At 45.6% G+C, this 17,578-nt stretch carries 15 protein-coding genes; 3 read left to right on the forward strand and 12 right to left on the reverse strand.

Annotated elements, in window-relative coordinates; translation table 11 throughout:
* The first annotated feature begins 147 nt into the window (after window positions 1-147).
* Complete coding sequence (locus U2H13_RS17405; protein ID WP_007614107.1) at window positions 148-795, forward strand: YigZ family protein; 648 nt, start codon at window positions 148-150, stop codon at window positions 793-795.
* 4 nt (window positions 796-799) lie between these two features.
* Window positions 800-2,014, forward strand: a complete 1,215-nt coding sequence (locus tag U2H13_RS17410; protein WP_103526592.1) for an LCP family protein — start codon at window positions 800-802, stop codon at window positions 2,012-2,014.
* A gap of 98 nt (window positions 2,015-2,112) precedes the next feature.
* Here U2H13_RS17410 and U2H13_RS17415 read toward each other — a convergent pair whose 3' ends face one another.
* The 12 genes from U2H13_RS17415 to U2H13_RS17470 form a co-directional block, all read right to left on the reverse strand.
* Window positions 2,113-3,189 (reverse strand): glycosyltransferase family 4 protein, encoded by a 1,077-nt coding sequence (locus tag U2H13_RS17415; protein ID WP_003151382.1) that lies wholly within the window; start codon window positions 3,187-3,189, stop codon window positions 2,113-2,115.
* A gap of 132 nt (window positions 3,190-3,321) precedes the next feature.
* Window positions 3,322-4,518 (reverse strand): glycosyltransferase, encoded by a 1,197-nt coding sequence (locus U2H13_RS17420; protein WP_060673980.1) that lies wholly within the window; start codon window positions 4,516-4,518, stop codon window positions 3,322-3,324.
* 19 nt (window positions 4,519-4,537) lie between these two features.
* On the reverse strand, window positions 4,538-5,296 hold the full coding sequence (locus U2H13_RS17425) for a glycosyltransferase family 2 protein (RefSeq protein ID WP_060673978.1): 759 nt from the start codon (window positions 5,294-5,296) through the stop codon (window positions 4,538-4,540).
* A gap of 23 nt (window positions 5,297-5,319) precedes the next feature.
* On the reverse strand, window positions 5,320-6,000 hold the full coding sequence (locus tag U2H13_RS17430) for a sulfur relay protein TusF (protein ID WP_060673976.1): 681 nt from the start codon (window positions 5,998-6,000) through the stop codon (window positions 5,320-5,322).
* Window positions 5,997-7,484, reverse strand: a complete 1,488-nt coding sequence (locus U2H13_RS17435; RefSeq protein ID WP_103526590.1) for an O-antigen ligase — start codon at window positions 7,482-7,484, stop codon at window positions 5,997-5,999. The genes U2H13_RS17430 and U2H13_RS17435 overlap by 4 nt, the downstream gene beginning before the upstream one ends.
* Window positions 7,485-7,551: 67 nt before the next feature.
* Window positions 7,552-8,892 (reverse strand): UDP-glucose/GDP-mannose dehydrogenase family protein, encoded by a 1,341-nt coding sequence (locus U2H13_RS17440; protein ID WP_103526589.1) that lies wholly within the window; start codon window positions 8,890-8,892, stop codon window positions 7,552-7,554.
* A gap of 4 nt (window positions 8,893-8,896) precedes the next feature.
* Window positions 8,897-10,093 (reverse strand): glycosyltransferase family 4 protein, encoded by a 1,197-nt coding sequence (locus U2H13_RS17445; protein ID WP_103526588.1) that lies wholly within the window; start codon window positions 10,091-10,093, stop codon window positions 8,897-8,899.
* Window positions 10,090-11,538: an MOP flippase family protein gene (locus U2H13_RS17450; RefSeq protein ID WP_029972830.1), complete on the reverse strand. Its 1,449-nt coding sequence runs from the start codon at window positions 11,536-11,538 to the stop codon at window positions 10,090-10,092. Before U2H13_RS17450 ends, U2H13_RS17445 begins: the two co-directional genes overlap by 4 nt.
* A gap of 36 nt (window positions 11,539-11,574) precedes the next feature.
* Entirely contained in the window at window positions 11,575-12,234 is a 660-nt protein-coding gene (locus U2H13_RS17455; protein ID WP_003151373.1) for an exopolysaccharide biosynthesis polyprenyl glycosylphosphotransferase, read from the reverse strand.
* A 253-nt stretch (window positions 12,235-12,487) separates the two neighbouring features.
* Window positions 12,488-13,978, reverse strand: a complete 1,491-nt coding sequence (locus U2H13_RS17460) for an N-acetylmuramoyl-L-alanine amidase (protein WP_021494104.1) — start codon at window positions 13,976-13,978, stop codon at window positions 12,488-12,490.
* Between the two features lie 25 nt (window positions 13,979-14,003).
* The gene (locus tag U2H13_RS17465; protein WP_029972831.1) at window positions 14,004-16,121 is read right to left on the reverse strand and encodes a SpoIID/LytB domain-containing protein; all 2,118 of its coding nucleotides are present in this window, start codon (window positions 16,119-16,121) and stop codon (window positions 14,004-14,006) included.
* A 22-nt stretch (window positions 16,122-16,143) separates the two neighbouring features.
* Window positions 16,144-16,446 carry a membrane protein gene (locus U2H13_RS17470; RefSeq protein WP_017418804.1) on the reverse strand — a complete coding sequence of 101 codons (303 nt, stop codon included), beginning with the start codon at window positions 16,444-16,446 and terminating at the stop codon, window positions 16,144-16,146.
* A 178-nt stretch (window positions 16,447-16,624) separates the two neighbouring features.
* Here U2H13_RS17470 and U2H13_RS17475 point away from each other — a divergent pair, with 178 nt between their 5' ends.
* Complete coding sequence (locus tag U2H13_RS17475; protein WP_021494106.1) at window positions 16,625-17,545, forward strand: LytR family transcriptional regulator; 921 nt, start codon at window positions 16,625-16,627, stop codon at window positions 17,543-17,545.
* Window positions 17,546-17,578 lie beyond the last annotated feature (33 nt).

Here is a 17,578-nt window from a genome sequence, read left to right on the forward strand (position 1 = left end):
AATGAAAGAATGCGTATATTCTAGAAAAAAACATTTTTATATAGTATCTTACTCTTTCATGATACCAAAATATGCGCAAAAATTCTAAAGTCTGTTCGAATTTGTAGAAACAAGTCTTTTAATGCTTGTCAGGAGGGTCCAGCAATCATGCTGCACAGCTATTTAACAGTTAAAGAAACGGGTGAACATGAGATTGTGATTGAAAAATCGCGTTTTATCTGTCACCTGAGCCGTGCTGCTTCTGAAGAGGAAGCGCAGGAATTTATACAAAAGATAAAAAAACAGCACTGGAATGCGACTCATAACTGCTCAGCTTATCTGATCGGCGAAACCGACCATATACAAAAGGCGAATGATGACGGAGAACCAAGCGGCACAGCCGGCGTCCCCATGCTGGAAGTGCTGAAAAAACGCGGTCTGAAAGATACCTGCGCGGTGGTTACCCGGTATTTCGGCGGAATAAAGCTCGGTGCAGGCGGATTGATTCGTGCATATGGGAAGTCAGTGTCTGAAGGCTTAAATCATATAGGAGTTACGGAGCGGAAGCTGATGCGGATTATGCATACATCAGCGGATTATACGTGGCTCGGCAAGATAGAGAACGAACTGAGAGAATCAGTTTTTTTACTGAAAGATATCCATTATGCGGATCATGTCGAATTTGAAACGTACGTTGAAGAAAAAGACAAAGACGAGTTTATCAAATGGATGACAGAACTGACGAACGGCAAGAGTAAGAATACAGAGGGAGAACTGACGTATTTAGAAACAGACGTCAGCCCTAAAGGAGACTAATGTAATGGCTGAACGTGTAAGAGTGCGTGTTCGAAAGAAAAAGAAAAGCAAACGAAAGATCATATTCAAACGGATTTTGCTGCTGCTTACCCTCGTTTTGTTAGTCGCTGCCGGGTTTGGCGGATACAAAGTATACAAAACGATCAATGCGGCAGATAATGCATATGATGCCCTTTCCCGCGGAGACAAATCAAAATTGCGGGATAAAGTCATCAATATGAAGAAAAAACCGTTCTCCATTTTGTTTATGGGGATCGAAAATTATGCCACCAGCGGAAAAGGCGGACGATCAGATTCCCTTATTGTCGTTACCCTTGATCCGAGAAATAAAACAATGAAAATGCTGAGTATTCCGCGTGATACGCGGGTGACGCTTGCCGGCGACACAACCGGTAAAAAATCAAAAATCAATGCGGCTTTTGCTAAGGGCGGAGCGGATGAAACCGTGTCAACCGTAGAAGATTTATTAGACATACCGATTGATAAATATGTCACTGTCGACTTCAATGGCTTTAAGGATGTTATTGATGAGGTAGGCGGGGTCGATGTAAAAGTGCCTTTTGACTTCGACGAGATGAGTGACGTCAGTAAAAAGAAACGGATCTATTTCAAGAAAGGAAACATGCATTTGAACGGTGAGCAGGCTTTGGCTTATGCGCGGATGAGAAAACAGGATAAGCGCGGAGACTTCGGCCGGAATGACCGCCAAAAGCAAATCCTAAATGCACTGATCGACCAAATGTCCAGAGCTGGAAATATTGCTAAAATCGATAAAATCGCTGAAACAGCGAGCAACAACGTCCAAACGAATATCCGAATCACTGAAGGACTCGCTCTTCAGCAGATTTACAGCGGCTTTACCAGCAAGAAGATTGATACACTGACCATAACAGGATCAGATTTATATTTAGGCGGAACTGCAACTACGCGCGGAACATATTATTTCCAACCGGATCCGACCAATCTCGAAAAAATACGGCAGGAATTGCAGAAACATTTGGATTACCCATCCGGAAGCAGCACGGCGTCCGATCCTGCTTCTGACAGCACCGGAACGGACAGTACGACTGATTCGACTTCCGACAGCACGGGAACAGACGGCACAACCGATTCAACTTCCGGCGGCACAGGAACAAGCGGCACAACCGATTCAACCAACGGTACTGCTGGTGCAAACGGTACGGACAGCACACAGTCCGGCGGCACAACAGGCTATTAAGAGTAAACCCGATCCTTTGAGCAGGATCGGGTTTTTTTATATAATAAGAGAATAGCAGAATCCACAAAAAAGCAGACCATTCGCATGATCTGCTCTTTTTAATTTTTCTTTACCAATCTCTTGTAAAACTTGGTAAATGGTTTAAATTGTTCATTTACTAACCCTGTGACCTCTGCTATGATTTGCATAAATACAATCAATACAAAAATAATAAACAGCGAAAGCCATATGGTCGCGCTTTTCAGCAGGATGGCACTGACGCTGAAAATAAAGCCGATTAAATAAATGATAATGACAGCCGTGCGGTGTGACAGCCCGAAGGCCATCAGCCGGTGGTGTATATGTGACTTATCAGGCGCTGAGATCGGCTGTTTGTTTAAAATCCGCCTGATGACGGCGAATGTCGTATCAAAAATCGGCACGCCCAAAATGATGATCGGAATGATGATACTGAATAAAGTAACACTTTTATAAAGACCTAATAATGAGAGTACTGAGATGACGTATCCGAGAAAGAGCGATCCGGTATCTCCCATAAATATCTTTGCCGGGTGAAAATTATAAAATAAAAATCCGAGTGTGCTTCCTATCACGACAAGTGAAAGTGACAGAATAAGGATTTTCCCTCCGGACAACGCCATAACGGCGATAGTGGAGAGTCCGATGACCGACAGGCCGGCAGCGAGTCCGTCCAAACCGTCAATCAGGTTCATCGCGTTCGTAATACCGACGATCCATAACACAGTCAGCGGGTAAGCGACCCATCCCAATTCTAAACGTTCCGTTAAAAACGGTACGGAGAAAAAGTCCATTTTCAGTCCCGTGCTCACAATCATAATGGCCACGGCCAGCTGGACGAAAAACTTTACCTTTGCGCTTAATTGGTATTTATCATCAAGGATTCCTAAAATAACAATAATAAACGCACCCACCGTGATGGCGGTCATTTTCGTTTCATTATATATGCCGGCCGCGAGCACACCCGCCGCTACGCCGATAAAGATGGCCAAGCCGCCCATACGGGGCATTATTTTATCATGTACTTTTCGGTTGCTGGGCTGGTCAACTGCACCTATTTTGATCGCAATTTTTTTTACGATAGGAGTTAGGATTAAAACCGTTAGCAGAGAGACAAAAAACGCAACAACTATGCGAAACATGCGTTCGTCAAGCATAAAGAAGTCTCCTTTGGAATTATATGAAGTCTTTTCTGATATTGAACCGTTCCTTCCATTATAATTCTTACTAGTTATTATAACAAGCATCATCAAAAAGAAACACGCAAATCAAAAAATGCGCTTTCCCTTTTAATGGGATTGCGCATTTTTCAATATACCCGTGCATTCGAGCATTCGGCCGAATAAAACATTCCAATCCCGTCTCCGGGCCAATTCACGGCGCAAAGCCTCATATGATCCGCTGCGGTCCGCTGCCAGAAGCGCGTCGCAGGCCACGATGAAATCTGCGGGGTCACTGCCTTCAACGTATTCATAGACGAAAGGCCTTTTGATTTTTGACGTTGAAGAAAGGTTGCAGCCGACAACCGGTTTCCCGGCGGCTAAAAATTCAAAAAGCTTAAGCGGAAATACCGCATCATTATAAGGGGAATTTTTATACGGCATGATACCGATGTCGACAAGCTGCATATAGGACGGCACTTCATTCGGCGCGGCAGGTCCCGTCCAGATGACATTCGGACGCTCCAGAAGCGACTTGAAATCCGGATCGTCCTTAGCCGTGTTCGGGCCTACCAATAAAATCGTCCAGTCAGGCCTCACATCTGCCGTTTCCGCCATAAGCGCAAAATCGAGCTTCGGTTTGATTCCGCCGATAAAACCGAGAACCGTTCCGTTCCGTCCCCGTAAAATGTCTTCATCCGGCTGTTTATTTTCCCGTGAAAACAGGTCATATTCCACTCCGTTTTCAATGGTGAACACTTTCTGGTGCGGATTCTCCAGCTTTTTTCCGACCTCTTGGTGCAGACAGTCAGATGTACACGTAATGGAATCGGCACGCTGTATGATTCTCATTTCCGCTTGTTTAATGATGTTTCTTCTAACATTTGACAGAACTCCGGACCGGCCGCTGATCGGAGCGGCCCACAGATCACTGCAATCGTAAATCACTTCATCCCAAGGAAACAGATCTGCCAGCAGCGGAAAACCGGGGAAGGTGTACCATAAGCAGCAGCGGGCCCCTTCTCCTTCTTCCTTCAGCATGTTCAACAATGGTGAAAGCTTATGCCTGTAGCACATGTCTGTATACCTGCCGAAGCGGAAAGCTTTTTGCTGCATGAGATCCTTTACAGTGAACTGCCGGATTCCCTCGGCGATCCCGGCCATCTGACCATCATTGGCTCGCGGAGACGGGCATACCCAAATGACGCTTTTCGTTTCTTTTTGCCGGGCGAGAAATTCAGCCAGCCGGTGCCGTCTGTATCTCAGCCGGTCATGCCCCCATTCCGCCGCTCCGACGATTACGTGAATAATCGGTTCCACCTTCATCACCCAGCTCCTCTGACGCCTACAGTCTTTTCAAGACCGCGTTTTTCGCATATTGCATAAAACACCACGAAGCCTTGATAAAGTGCAGGCGCTCAATTTCTCTATAAACAAACCACGTTTTTTTTGCGGCTTTCCACTTGTTGCTTGAAATCGAATTCTGCACAAGCCTGTATTCTGAAAGGCACTCATTCAGGCCGTAAGCCGTAAATCCCCTTTTCAGCAAGGAAAGCCATGTCGCTAAATCCTGCCGCGTTCTGATATCAGGCATTTGAATCTGCCCCGTCTGCTCTCTGTCAATCATGACCGTTAAACATCCGATAATCGTGTTTTTTAAAGCTTCATCATATGACAGGCTTTCAGGGGCTTGAATCGTTTTGTCCGTCGGCGTTCCGTCCTGCTCCATGACGCTGTAGCCCGTAAATGAAAAAGCGCAGGACCGCTCTGCCATAAACGCAAGCTGTTTTTGAAGCTTTTCCTTTTTCCATCTGTCATCGCTGTCCAGAAATGCGACATAACGGCCCTTGGCATGTTTAAGGGCTGTATTTCTGGCAGCCGCGGCTCCCCCGTTTTTCTCTAAATAAACGACGCGGATCCGCTCATCCTTTTGTTCATAGTGCTGTAAAATATCTCTCGTTCCGTCCGTTGAACAATCATCCGCAATAATCATTTCCCAATGCGGGTGGCTTTGATGTAAAACAGACTGAATCGTGTCTTCGATATATTCACTTGCGTTATAAGACGGTGTAATGACAGATACGAAAGGTTTCCAGTTTGTCATGGTCACATCTCCATCGCAGATTTTTACAAGGACTCTCTAAAAAACTCAGGAATGACAATGAACATAAATGCAACTGCAATGCCGATTAAAACGCCCAGAACCGCTTTCTTTTTCGGCGGCATGCCTTGTCCCGCCGTTTCATTCATCGGCTCTGAATTGATGACGCCGGCCGCTTTCAGGTTCAGCTGCGTATTTTTCAATTCGTATAAAAATCGTTCCTTATCCACTTTGGCGTCCGCGCTGACGGTTTCTCCTTCAAGCGCAGCAATACTCTGCCGCACTACTTTTGCCCGTTTTTCAAACAGGTCCTGGTCATTCTTCAGAAAAGTTTTTATGACGGCTTGAAACACCGATTCGGTCTCCTGTTTGTTTTGGCCGCTGTAGCTGACCGTGATCAATGAATCTGATTGTGTTTCGACAGTCAGTTTACTTTTCACGGCCGCTCTTTCTTCGTCTGTTTGATCAGGCAAAGCCTGCTTTAAAAAGGCATCGCTCGTCAAAAGGAGCGGGATTTCTTTTGTATTGTTATAAAGCGGATGATCATAATTTCCCGCGGCGATCGCGGCTTCTGATGTAAAACTGCTGTTTCCGCTGATTTTTGACGGCAATACATATCCCGCCGCCCCTAACACAACGGGCAGCGCAATGATCCAAATGATATTCTTTTTGATACGCCGGGTTATTCTTGTCAACATATCCTTCATCTCGCATCTCCCTGTTTTTCATAGTACGCCGTGACGGCAGGCTCCTTTTGTAAACGCCTCAATATATTGACCGCCGCGATCACGAGCGAGAGAAATACCCAGTGGAAAAATAAATTTGATACGGAGCTTGGGCTGATGCTGCTTACCAAAAAACCGGCCATCGCCGTGATAAGTCCTTCTGTGATCAGTCTTGACTGATTTTCCGATTTTCTTTCATGACATTTATAAAGTGTCCAAAAAAGGAACAAATAGACTGTCAGGTAACCGAGCATCGTAAGCACGCCGAAGTTCGCCATAATCTCGACGAGCCAGTTGTGCACCTCAACTACGCCGCCCGTATCATAAACGGGCTCCGCTTTTAAATAGTAAGAGACGTTTCCGGCACCCACTCCGAACCCCCAGGAATCAATCACATAGTGAAAGGCGTTCTTTAAAAGATTCGCCCTCGCGAGGTTGGAAGGAAGCGGTTGCTGTCCCGGCATCGCCTGCGGAGCTGAAAACAGATTCAAGACGGCATTGGTGATACGGCCCGCAAATAAAACCGCAAACAGCGCCGCGCCCGCTCCCGCAACGTACAGCGCGAGTTTTTTCAACAGGGAAGGCAGCAGGATGAAGACGTATACAGCCGCCCCCGCGCATATGCCCAGCAGACTCGCGCGCGAACCGGTCAAAATGATTAAATACAAAGCGCAGATCGCAAAGAGCAGGCTGACGGCCTTCACATAGCCGTTTTTCATATTTTTCACCGCCGCCGCATACAGAAAGAAACTGATGCACAAAAACGTCGCGAAATCATTTTGATTAAAGAAAACGGACGTCGGATAATGCTGTTTGTACTGCGGGCCGTTATAAAGCGTGGAGCTCGGCAGATGGTGGTGTGTAAAATGGTTGTAAAAGCCGATCGCCATCACAAAAATGGTCATCACAAGCCATATGCCGTAAAAAACCATCAGCTGATCAAAGCGCTGAATGAACATGACGATAAGATAAATCAAAAACATGCCCATTCCCATTAAAGCTAAATATTTAATCCCGTACGTCACGGATTTTGCCCACAATAACGATAGGAGACCGTATGTAAACCATAAGGCGAAAAACATCAGAACCCCTTTTACATTCACCCGATTCCATCTGTCAATATGATGACGGTTTGTCAGGATGCCGGCGATGTGAAGGGCGCCCGCTCCGATTAATAACAGCCGGTATATAAATAAGCTGAAAAATCCGAGATGAACCGCAAAGAAGGCCTGGTTTAAAAATGTACACGCGATCAGTATGTAAATGAGCCCCATAAACATCTGACCGTTTGTTGTAAAGGCGGATAGCAAAGCAAGTCCGGCAATGCCGATCATGGCGGCAAGCAGCAGCACGGTGATTTTTCCGAAGCCGGCATCCGCCCTGACCGCCTCCAGCATGATGAATCCTCCTGTAATGAGAGCGGCAAGCAGCACAAGAACATGTGCCGCTGAACGTTTGATACTCACATGGCAAACCCCTTTCCAAAACCGGCAGCCGAGCCGGGCTGCCGAGAGCCTGAAGACAAATCTTTTTCTATCTTGCCAGTTCTTTTATTTGCCGATCGGCATGAACCGCCGGACGTCCGACGGAATGATAAGTGAATCCTGAAACCCTCATATACTCCAGCGGAAACATATTTCTGCCGTCAATGATGACCGGCTGTTTGAGCAGCTGCTTCACTCTCTGAAGATCCATCTCCTTGACTTCCGGCCAATCTGTTGTAATCAGGCATGCGTCCGCGTTTTTGATGGCACTGTACAGCTCTGTGTGATACTCAATGCCGCCGTCTCCTAATATCGCTGACGCTTCGGGAATCGCGATCGGATCATACGCTTTCATGTGAGCGCCCTGCTCTTTAAGACTTGTGATGATATCAAGAGCCGGGGCGGAGCGGACGTCATTTGTGTGCGGTTTAAAGGCCAGCCCCAGTACGGCCACGGTTTTCCCTTTTAAGGGCCCGATGGCGCGGTTCAATTTTTCCGTAATACGGACCCGCTGCTTCTGATTGGTTTCAATGACGGCTTCCATCATTTGAAACGGATAGCCGGCGGCGTTTGCGATATGCAATAAAGCCGTTGTATCCTTCGGAAAGCAGGATCCGCCGAATCCGATGCCCGCCTGCAGAAATTTATTCCCGATCCGGCTGTCAAGACCGACGCCTTCTGACACGTGGGAAATGTCCGCCCCGACACGTTCGCAAATATTGGCGATATCATTAATAAAAGATATTTTGGCGGCTAAAAAAGCATTTGCGGCATACTTAATCATTTCCGCGCTTTCAAGATTGGTCTTTACGATCTTCGTACGGAACGGCTTATGAAGCTCTTCAATGACCGAAGCGGCATGTTCGCTTGTGGCGCCGATAACCGCCCGCTCCATCTGCATCGTATCCCGGACCGCAGAACCTTCGCGGAGGAATTCAGGATTTGACGCGACATCAAACGGATATTTTCCCTTTGACGCTTCGCTGACGATTTGGTAAACGAGCTTTCCCGTCCCGACCGGAACAGTGCTTTTGGTGACAATGATTTTGTATCCGTTCAGCTGTTCTCCGATTGTTTGCGCCGCTGCCTTAATGTAGGTCAGATCGGCTTCACCCGTCTTTGACATCGGCGTACCGACGGCGATATAGATGATATCAGCGGCTTTCACAGCCGGCTCAATATCGGCCGTAAAGGATAAGCGCCCGGCACTGACATTTTTTTCGGCTAATTCCTCAAGCCCCGGTTCATATATCGGGATGACTCCGTTTTGCAAGCTTCTGATTTTCGCTTCATTGATGTCACAGCAAGTCACATGATGGCCGATTTCCGCAAAACAAGTTCCAGATACAAGACCTACATACCCTGTTCCTAATACAGCGATTTTTTTCACAGCTTCATCCCTCTTTCGAAAGGTTCTCCTCTTGCCCGGCCCGGTTCATTACGGATCGGTATTTCTCTTTCAGCGCTTTCGCGTTTTGGCTTGCGTCAAAATACGTGCGGACGGTTTGATAAAGTTCCTCGGCTGTTTGCGGCGTCCAAGCCTCTCCTCCGTCATATCGCAGAATCGATTCTGCCAGCGTCTCAGGTGAACCCGGCTTGATCAGCAACCCCCGGTGTTTCCCGAATAAAGAAGCCAATCCTCCGACATCGGTGCAGATTACCGGCACCTTCAGAGCGAGCGCCTCAATGACCACAGTCGGCATGCCTTCGCTGTAGGACGGCAGCGCCATTACATCCGAGGCCAGCAGATAGTCCTGTACCTTGTCGTTCGGCACTTGCCCCGTGACGATATGAGCGGCTTCACGCAATGAAGATGCGGCGGGACCGTCACCGACAAAGACAGCTTCATAATTTTCATCCAATGACTGAACGGCTTTTGATAAGTCGAAAACACCTTTCTCTTTGACAAGCCTGCCGATGAACACGATCAGTTTTTTATCCGGAGGAAGGCCGAGCCGTTTTCTGACGGCTTCTTTCGTCTCGTTCCTTTTTCGGAAGGCGTCAAGCGTGATGCCGATCGGAAGCACGCTGCACTCCGCTTCGATGAGCTTTTTCATTTGTTCCCGCAGACTGCCGCTCACAGCGTAAATATCGGCTGCTTCCCGCACCGCAAATGTAAATGCGCGATGAGCGCTTTTGCTGTAATGCGGATAGACATTGACATCACTGCCATGCAAGGTCAGCACATACGGAATGCCTAAAGCCTTTGACACAATGGCGGCCGCTCCGCCTGACGGCATGGCGAAATGCGCGTGAATCAGATCGGGCTTCAGGCCTTGATTTTTAATCGCGGAAAGAACCGATGACGCCATTCTTTTATGCGGCTGCGCCCATTTCAGCTGCCCGGGAACCGCCTGATAAAAAGGCCGGTGGACGGACACGCCTTTCCGCCATTCATGTGCCGGCCTGATATCCTTTTTCCGATATGTCTTTTTCAGCACCCGGAATGGCGCGGCAAGTTTCGGCCGCGGACAAATGACGGTCATCTCCGCGCCAAGCTTTCTCAGTTCTTGGGCCTGCGTCTCATGAAAAACCCCTTCTCCCGGCTTCTCACTGCTCGGATATACACTTGTCATCCACAATACCTTCATAGCAAACGTCCTTTTCTTAATTTACTTTTCATATGCGGATAAGCTTTTCCTAACAGGAATAAATAACACAACGCGCCGCAGACTACGGAGATTGCCAGACGCAGCTTGACATCAAGGCTGATCCGCTCCGTGCCGAAGCTGGCTGTAAAGGCGATGACACCCATTGCCGCCGTAAGGAGAAACGGTTTGGCCACGGCTTTGAAGTAAGCCGACAGACGCAGCTTAATGACATATGCCAACAGCCAGCGCCCGATCAGGAAATTCAGGATGCTGATGAAAGCGTACGTCCAGGCTACCGTCAAGAGATTTCCGGACAGCACGGCGGCGTACAAAGATGCACCATACAGCAGCATCACCCCGGCGTCCCAATAAAACGCCAGATCGGCCCGCCCTTTTGCGAGCAGCACAGATCCGTTCGGATTCATCAGAACCCTTAAAATCCCGACGATGGCGAGAACGTTTAAAACCGGGACAGCCGCCAGCCATTTTTCTCCGAATACCGAAGCCACGAATGCATCCGACACTGAAACCAAACCGAGCAAAAGCGGAAAGGATATCAGCGCCAGTATTTTGGTCATATTAAGAAATCCTTCTCTGATAACGCTGTTTTCATGCTTGTTTTTCGCAAAGACGGGAAACGCAACTCTCGTAATGATCGGATTAATTTTTAATACCGGAAGCGTGACAATCTGGTAGGCCAGATTGTAAATGCCGAGCGCCTCGGCGCCGATAAAACTGCCGATCAGAATCATATCAATATTCGCTCCGAGCCGGTTCACAAGCCGGGAAGACAGCTGAAAGGCCCCGAAAGAAAAGAAGCCTTTCATTCCTTTCAGATCAAAAACCAACGCCGGTCTCCATGTTTTTCTGCAGGACATCCAGTACAGAATGCCTTTTGACGATTGCAGCAGCACCTGAGAAATCACATAGGCGAGAATCGGGTCCGTATAAAAAACCGCGGCCGCCAAATACACGAAGGACAGCACATTTGAAAAGATTTCAATCTTGCTTAACGTGTTAAATGCCAGCGCTTTTTGCAGCATATACTGGTATTGCTGACCGATCGGCGCGATTAAAAACATGACGGCCAGCACGCGGATTAAATAGACAAGCTCCTCCCGCCGATAAAAATCGGCGATGAGCGGACTGCTGAAAAACAGCAGCGCAAACAGCGCAAGCCCCGTTATGATATTCAGCCAGTACAAGGAAGACATCTGTTTATCAGTCACATGATCTTTTTGAATGAGCGCGGCGCCAAAACCCATATCAAGCGCAATTTGGGCAAACACCACTACCGTTGTGATCATGCCGACAAGACCGAATTCAGCCAGTGACATGACCCGCCCGAGCAGGGCGAATTGGATGATTTGAATGACCGTAATACACGCTGTCGAAATACTTGTCCATTTGGCGCCGCTCAAGATTTGATTTGTAATACTAGGCATCGTTTTCCCTACTTTTTTGTCTGCTGACCAGAATTTTTATCGCGCCCCGTCACCGGTCCAGATCACTTTGCACGTTTTGAGCATAATCTTCAGTTCCAATGAAAAGGTCAGGTTGCGGATATAGTATAAGTCAAACATCAGTTTTTCCCTCGGTGTCATGTCATATCCCCCGTTGACCTGCGCCCACCCGCTTAATCCCGGCTTAACGGCCAGCCGCTCCGTAAACCCCGGAATCTCAGCCTGAAACTGTTCCGTAAACACGGGCCGCTCGGGACGCGGGCCGATCAGGCTCATTTCTCCCCGAAGCACATTTACCAGCTGCGGCAGCTCATCAATACGGGTCCTTCTGATAAAAGCGCCGACCTTTGTCACGCGGGGATCCTTTTTCAGCGCCCAGACCGCCCCCGATTTTTCAGCATCTATTTTCATAGAGCGGAGCTTATACAAATAAAACGGCTTCCCGTCTTTGCCTACCCGCTCCTGCTTATAAAAAGCCGGGCCGGGCGACTCCAAACGAATCAGTATGGAGAACAGGCCCATCACCGGGAGCGCCGCCAAAAGCCCCGCAAGCGCAAACACAATGTCCATGAATCGCTTAAAAGCCAAATAACGGGCCGTTCTTTCCGTAACGGCAGCGGAAGTCCCCTGCCGCACTGCATAGTTATTATTTACATTCATGCTTTTCTCTGCTCCCACTGACACACACCTCACGATTTGTTGGGATGTTTGATGACCTATGCCGTGAGTTTAGCAGATGGATGTTAATTGGAAGTAAAGGAAGCGTTAATGTTTATTAGAATGTTTTGATTATTGTTTTTTTATTGTAAATCTATTCATATCCATAAACGGCCGCTACTATAATTGAAAAGGATCATTATGAGCGGAAAACAACGAAAAAGCCTGCCGATCAATTTTGACCAGCAGGCTCGTACACAAATATATAAAAGTTTTACTTATAATAAGACACGATTCCATCATTGATGGCTGCAGCTGCCTTTTCCTTATAGGATGCTTGCTTTAATTTACTTGCATCAGACGGATTCGTAATAAAAGCCGTCTCTACTAATACACTAGGCATTTTGGAATACTTAATGACATAGAATGGCGCTGTTTTAACCGCTCTGTCTCTTGTTTTTAATGCATTAACAACCTTAGGCTGAATTTGTCCTGCCAGGCGTTTGCTTGCAGCGGCTTGATATGTCTCATCATAGTAGGTCTCAGTTCCGTTTGCAGAAGTTGCATCATTTGCATTGCCGTGAACGCTGATGAATAAATCCGCTCCTGCGGTTGCACCTTTATTTACCCTTTCCTGCAAGGAATAAAATGTATCATTAGACCTCGTCATGACCGGCAGAGCACCTGAAGCATTTAATTTTGTATTCAGCCTTTTAGCGATATCAAGATTGACGTCTTTTTCTAAAATGCCGTTACCTATAGAACCGGAATCTTTCCCTCCATGACCCGGATCAATTAAAATTGTTTTTCCCGCTGCCGGATTTTTCAGCTGGTTTGCAACATTTGAGCTGACAGCCGGGGTATTCCCAATAATGGTAAAGCTGCTTAATTTTTTTCTCCCGATAAAGACTCTTGTTTCTTTTGAAAGATTGCTGCCGTTTGTCAGAATGATAGATTGTTTTTTCTTTGCAGCAAGAGCAGCACCCGCTATGGAGTCTGCATACCCGAAACCATTGCTGACGAATACATTGCCTGTCGGAAGATTTAATTGCTGAACTAGATTGGCCGCAAGTTCGTATCGATTGCTTCCGCTGATTCTTTTTGGAGAAGGGAGTTTCTTAAAGACAGAGGCATTTATGCTCCCGGTTCCCCCTGCTACAATAGAGCTTTTGATCCCCTTGCTTTTTATAGCTCCTGCTGTGGCACTGTTGATAGCTGTTTTATTCGTAAACAAAATTGGATATCCGTTCTTTGCGGCATATGGAATTGCAGCTATTGCGTCAGCATATAAAAATCCGTTTGCAATAACGGCTTTTGAGGCGGCAGGCATTTCCTTTGCTACTTTAGCTGCCGTATCATATCGGTTGCTTCCTGAAATTCTCTTAACACTGATGCCGAGCGCTTTGATTTGATTTGCTGTATTTGCTGACACAGCAGGCGTTCCGCCGACGATAATGACCGTTTTTGTTTTTAATTCTTTCAGACGGGTTTTCGTCTCTGATGACAAATTATCTTTGTTTGTGTAAAGCAGCGGCGCATTTTTCTGATATGCCATCGGGGCAGCGGATATAGCATCTGCATACGAACCTCCGCCGACGACAACAGCTGTACTCGCTGTTGAATACACCTGCTTGGAAAGCGCAGCAGCCGTACCGTACCTGTTGCTTCCCCCTACTCTTTTAACCGCGTTGTCAGCTAAGGCTGACGGGATAAATAAGATGAGTCCCAGCATAGAAATGATCAGGACTTTAAGATAAGAACGCAATTGCCTTCCTCCTGCTCTTGTTTATTTAATAGTCAGTCAATGTAGTGCCCGGATAATAAAATTTTAAAATTGAACTATATGAATCTCCTGAATCCGCTCTTGCCTTAGCGCCGTACTGGCTCATGCCGATGCCGTGTCCATATCCCTTTCCGCTGATTGTAAAAGCAGAACTGTTTTGACTGACGGTCACATAAGTGCTTTTAAACACGGAGGCTCCGATCATCGTTCTCAATTCAGTCACCGGCACAGTCATTGCAGATGTTTTATTTGCCTCGTAATTTCCATTGTTTTGTTTGACAGCGTAATTCACTTTCAAAGTTGCTGTTTTAGCCCGCTGTCCTTTAGTTGTTCCGCTGAATGTAAGATCTTCTATTTTTAAAATTTTAATGGCGGAAGCGCCTGTTTCCTTATTTTTCAGAATCCAATTTTTAATACCGCTCAGTTGAGCTGCATTTGTCTCATTCTTTGAAGCAAACCAAGAGGCCGGCTTATTTACATCAATTGAATCCGGATTGATTTGCTGCTTAGAAAGCGTCAGACTCCAGGCAGTTTGAGGATCTTTTGTGTCTTTTTTCGCAGTTAAATAAGGAACGCTTGAACCCCATACTTCGTCGCTTGATTCTGTATAACCGCCATTACTCGATGAATAAGCCGCCGTAATTAAATTCCCTTTGTAAGTCAGCACCTTATTTTTTGTCTGCTGCACCGCTTTCGTTGTATTGGCATTCCAGCTGTACCCGCCATATACTTGAAAAGCAGTAGTATCAGCAACAGTGCTCCCGGTCTTCGTAATTGAGTATGTTCTTGCCGCAACCGTTTGCGCCTTCAGCGCTTCAAGAGACCAGCTTGCAGGCATTTCATTCGGTACGACACCTTTTAAATAATCTTCAAAAGGAATGTTTTCATTTACAGGTCTGATATATTTGCCTGACTCTATTGAAAAATTAACCGTCCCCAAGTATTCTTTTCCATTCAAACTGATCCGGTTGGATTCATTGTACGTTTCCGGTTTTATTCTCAATGAATTCCCATATGTTTTAATATGATTAAGATTTAACTTTCCATTATTGATTTGTAAGTTGTATGTGCTTCCGCCGGCTAAGTAAAAATGGTTTGAAAGCTCATTTTCAACCCCGGCGGAAATGGAGCTTGTACTTCCGATAAAGTCGTATGCATACGACGCCTTCTCTTTTGTCACTGATTTAGCTGCTGAAGGAACATCATCTTGTTTGATATATAATATTTGGCTGTTTTTTTTGGCGGCTAAAGAAGCGCCAACCAGGACATCAGCATATTTCGTTCCATTAGTCATGACGACTTTATCAGCCTTCAACTTTAGCTGATTAATGATATTAGCAGTCAATTCATACCGTGTTGATCCGGGTATTCGCTGCACAGTTGAAGTTTTTTTAATTTGATTTTCTACAGCATCACTCACGCTGAACGAACTCCCGATAATTAAGACTTGCTTCGGAAGATCATAATCCGGCAATTTATCCTTTTCAGTCAGTAGAATGGGATAGCCGTTTGCAGCGGCATACGGAGCAATGGCTAAAGCGTCTTGAAAAACATTACCTGTTACAACAATTGCTTTATCGTAATTTCCCATTTGTTTTGCAATGTTTTCAGACAGAACATAACGGTTTTTCCCGCTGATTCTTTTCACAGCTCCATAAGACTTAAGCTTATTTTCAACGTCCTTTGAAATACTTTTAGCCCCGCCGATGACCAGAATATTATCGGGATTGAACTTAGCAATCTGTTTTTCTGTTGTTTTTGTTAAAGTGTCCGGCTGTGTAAATAACACCGGCGCATCCAATTTTTTTGCCAGAGGAATTACTGGTAATGCATCGATAAAAACATCACGATTGACGAGAATAACGGTTTTAGGATTCGTCCATTGGGAGTCAGATGCAAGAGCCGCCGTCTCATATCGGGATGCCCCCGAAAAGCGGTTGGTTACAGACACATGATCACCGGTAACCTGATAAAAACCGGTTGGAGATAAAGAAATGCTTGATTGATTTCCTATGTAATTTGTCAGCTTAACAGATATATTTGAATCTGCCGCAAAGGAAACCGCCGGTATAAGCAATATAACAACAGCTAGAGTCAGTCCTATTAAATGTTTGCAAGTTTTCAAGATTACAGCGTCCCCCTATTCATTAATTTGCCGGTTCGATATCCTTCAGCATAAGCTGTCCCTTGCTATTTTTTTGATATTTTACTGTCACTTTGTCGCCATTATCCAAATTCTTAACATCGTCGGCTGATTCTTCAGTGATATCAAAACTTACCGGTTCATGATCCACAGTGACTTCTATTGTATGAGTATCCGCCAGTCCTACATAAGTGCCCTCTTTCGTTACCAGCTTTTCACCCGCATCCTCGCCCTGAGATTTTTCATTATTAACTCCGCACCCGGCGAGAAGCAGTATAAAGAACAAACATCCAAAAATTTTTTTCATTTTTTTCACCTCATTATGGATTATCGACAATATATTATCTATTTTAAAGAAAAATTAAGAAACATTGAAACTTTTTTCGATAACATTCGACTATATTAGGATTTATTGTATTCTATTATAAAATATTGAATTTACTAGGAGTTCGATTTCCAATTTAAAACAGATGGGGTGTATTGAGATGAGAAGTAAACGAAGAAAAAAGAAAAAGACTTTGTTACTGGTCTTTCTGACAATCATCGGCATTTTTATTTTAGTTTCCGGCGGCTTTACATACTATCTATGGCATAAAGCGGCATCAACCGTCGCCAGTATTCACGAAGACATTAACAAATCGAATAAACGCAGCACTGAGGTGAAAATAAATAAACAAGAACCGTTCTCTGTCTTGATCATGGGAGTGGACGAACGTAAAAATGATAAAGGAAGAGCCGACTCGCTCATTTACCTTACTGTCAATCCAAAGACAAAAACAACGGAAATGGTCAGTATTCCGCGTGACACTTATACAAAAATTATCGGCAAAGGCACGATGGATAAAATCAATCATTCATATGCATTTGGCGGTACGCAAATGGCAGTAGATACTGTGGAGAATTTCTTGAACCTTCCTGTAGATTATTTCATTAAAGTAAATATGGAAAGCTTTAAAGATGTCGTTGACACTTTAGGAGGCATCACTGTCAACAGTACATTCGCTTTCAACTATGACGGTTATTACTTCAGCAAAGGCAATATTTCATTAAACGGTGATGAAGCCCTCGCTTACTCACGAATGAGAAAAGAAGATCCTAAAGGGGATTTCGGGCGCCAAGACAGACAGCGGCAGATTATAGAGGGTATTATCAATAAAGGGGCAAGTATCTCTTCTGTCACGAAATTCGGAGATATGTTTAAAGTAGTAGAGAACAATGTAAAAACGAATTTAACCTTTGATGATATGTGGGATATTCAATCCGGCTATAAAGATGCCCGCAAGAAAGTGATTCAGCATGAGCTGAAGGGTGACGGCACTAAAATCAACGGAATTTACTATTATAAAGCAGATGAAAACGGTCTTGCTTCCATTACTAAAGAATTGAGAAGTAGCCTCAACCTTTAAACTAATGCAGAAAAAGCAGCTTCGCATACATTA

The organism is Bacillus sp. A1 (assembly GCF_042296235.1).
Classification (GTDB): domain Bacteria; phylum Bacillota; class Bacilli; order Bacillales; family Bacillaceae; genus Bacillus; species Bacillus velezensis.

Coding starts and splice junctions, on each gene's coding strand:
- U2H13_RS17415 (WP_003151382.1), bottom strand. CDS start 3,189: ATGCTTGACGAACGCATGTTTCGCATAGTTGTTGCGTTTTTTGTCTCT.
- U2H13_RS17475 (WP_021494106.1), top strand. CDS start 16,625: ATGAGAAGTAAACGAAGAAAAAAGAAAAAGACTTTGTTACTGGTCTTT.
- U2H13_RS17420 (WP_060673980.1), bottom strand. CDS start 4,518: ATGAAGGTGGAACCGATTATTCACGTAATCGTCGGAGCGGCGGAATGG.
- U2H13_RS17410 (WP_103526592.1), top strand. CDS start 800: ATGGCTGAACGTGTAAGAGTGCGTGTTCGAAAGAAAAAGAAAAGCAAA.
- U2H13_RS17425 (WP_060673978.1), bottom strand. CDS start 5,296: ATGACAAACTGGAAACCTTTCGTATCTGTCATTACACCGTCTTATAAC.
- U2H13_RS17445 (WP_103526588.1), bottom strand. CDS start 10,093: ATGAAGGTATTGTGGATGACAAGTGTATATCCGAGCAGTGAGAAGCCG.
- U2H13_RS17470 (WP_017418804.1), bottom strand. CDS start 16,446: ATGAAAAAAATTTTTGGATGTTTGTTCTTTATACTGCTTCTCGCCGGG.
- U2H13_RS17430 (WP_060673976.1), bottom strand. CDS start 6,000: ATGAAGGATATGTTGACAAGAATAACCCGGCGTATCAAAAAGAATATC.
- U2H13_RS17450 (WP_029972830.1), bottom strand. CDS start 11,538: ATGCCTAGTATTACAAATCAAATCTTGAGCGGCGCCAAATGGACAAGT.
- U2H13_RS17405 (WP_007614107.1), top strand. CDS start 148: ATGCTGCACAGCTATTTAACAGTTAAAGAAACGGGTGAACATGAGATT.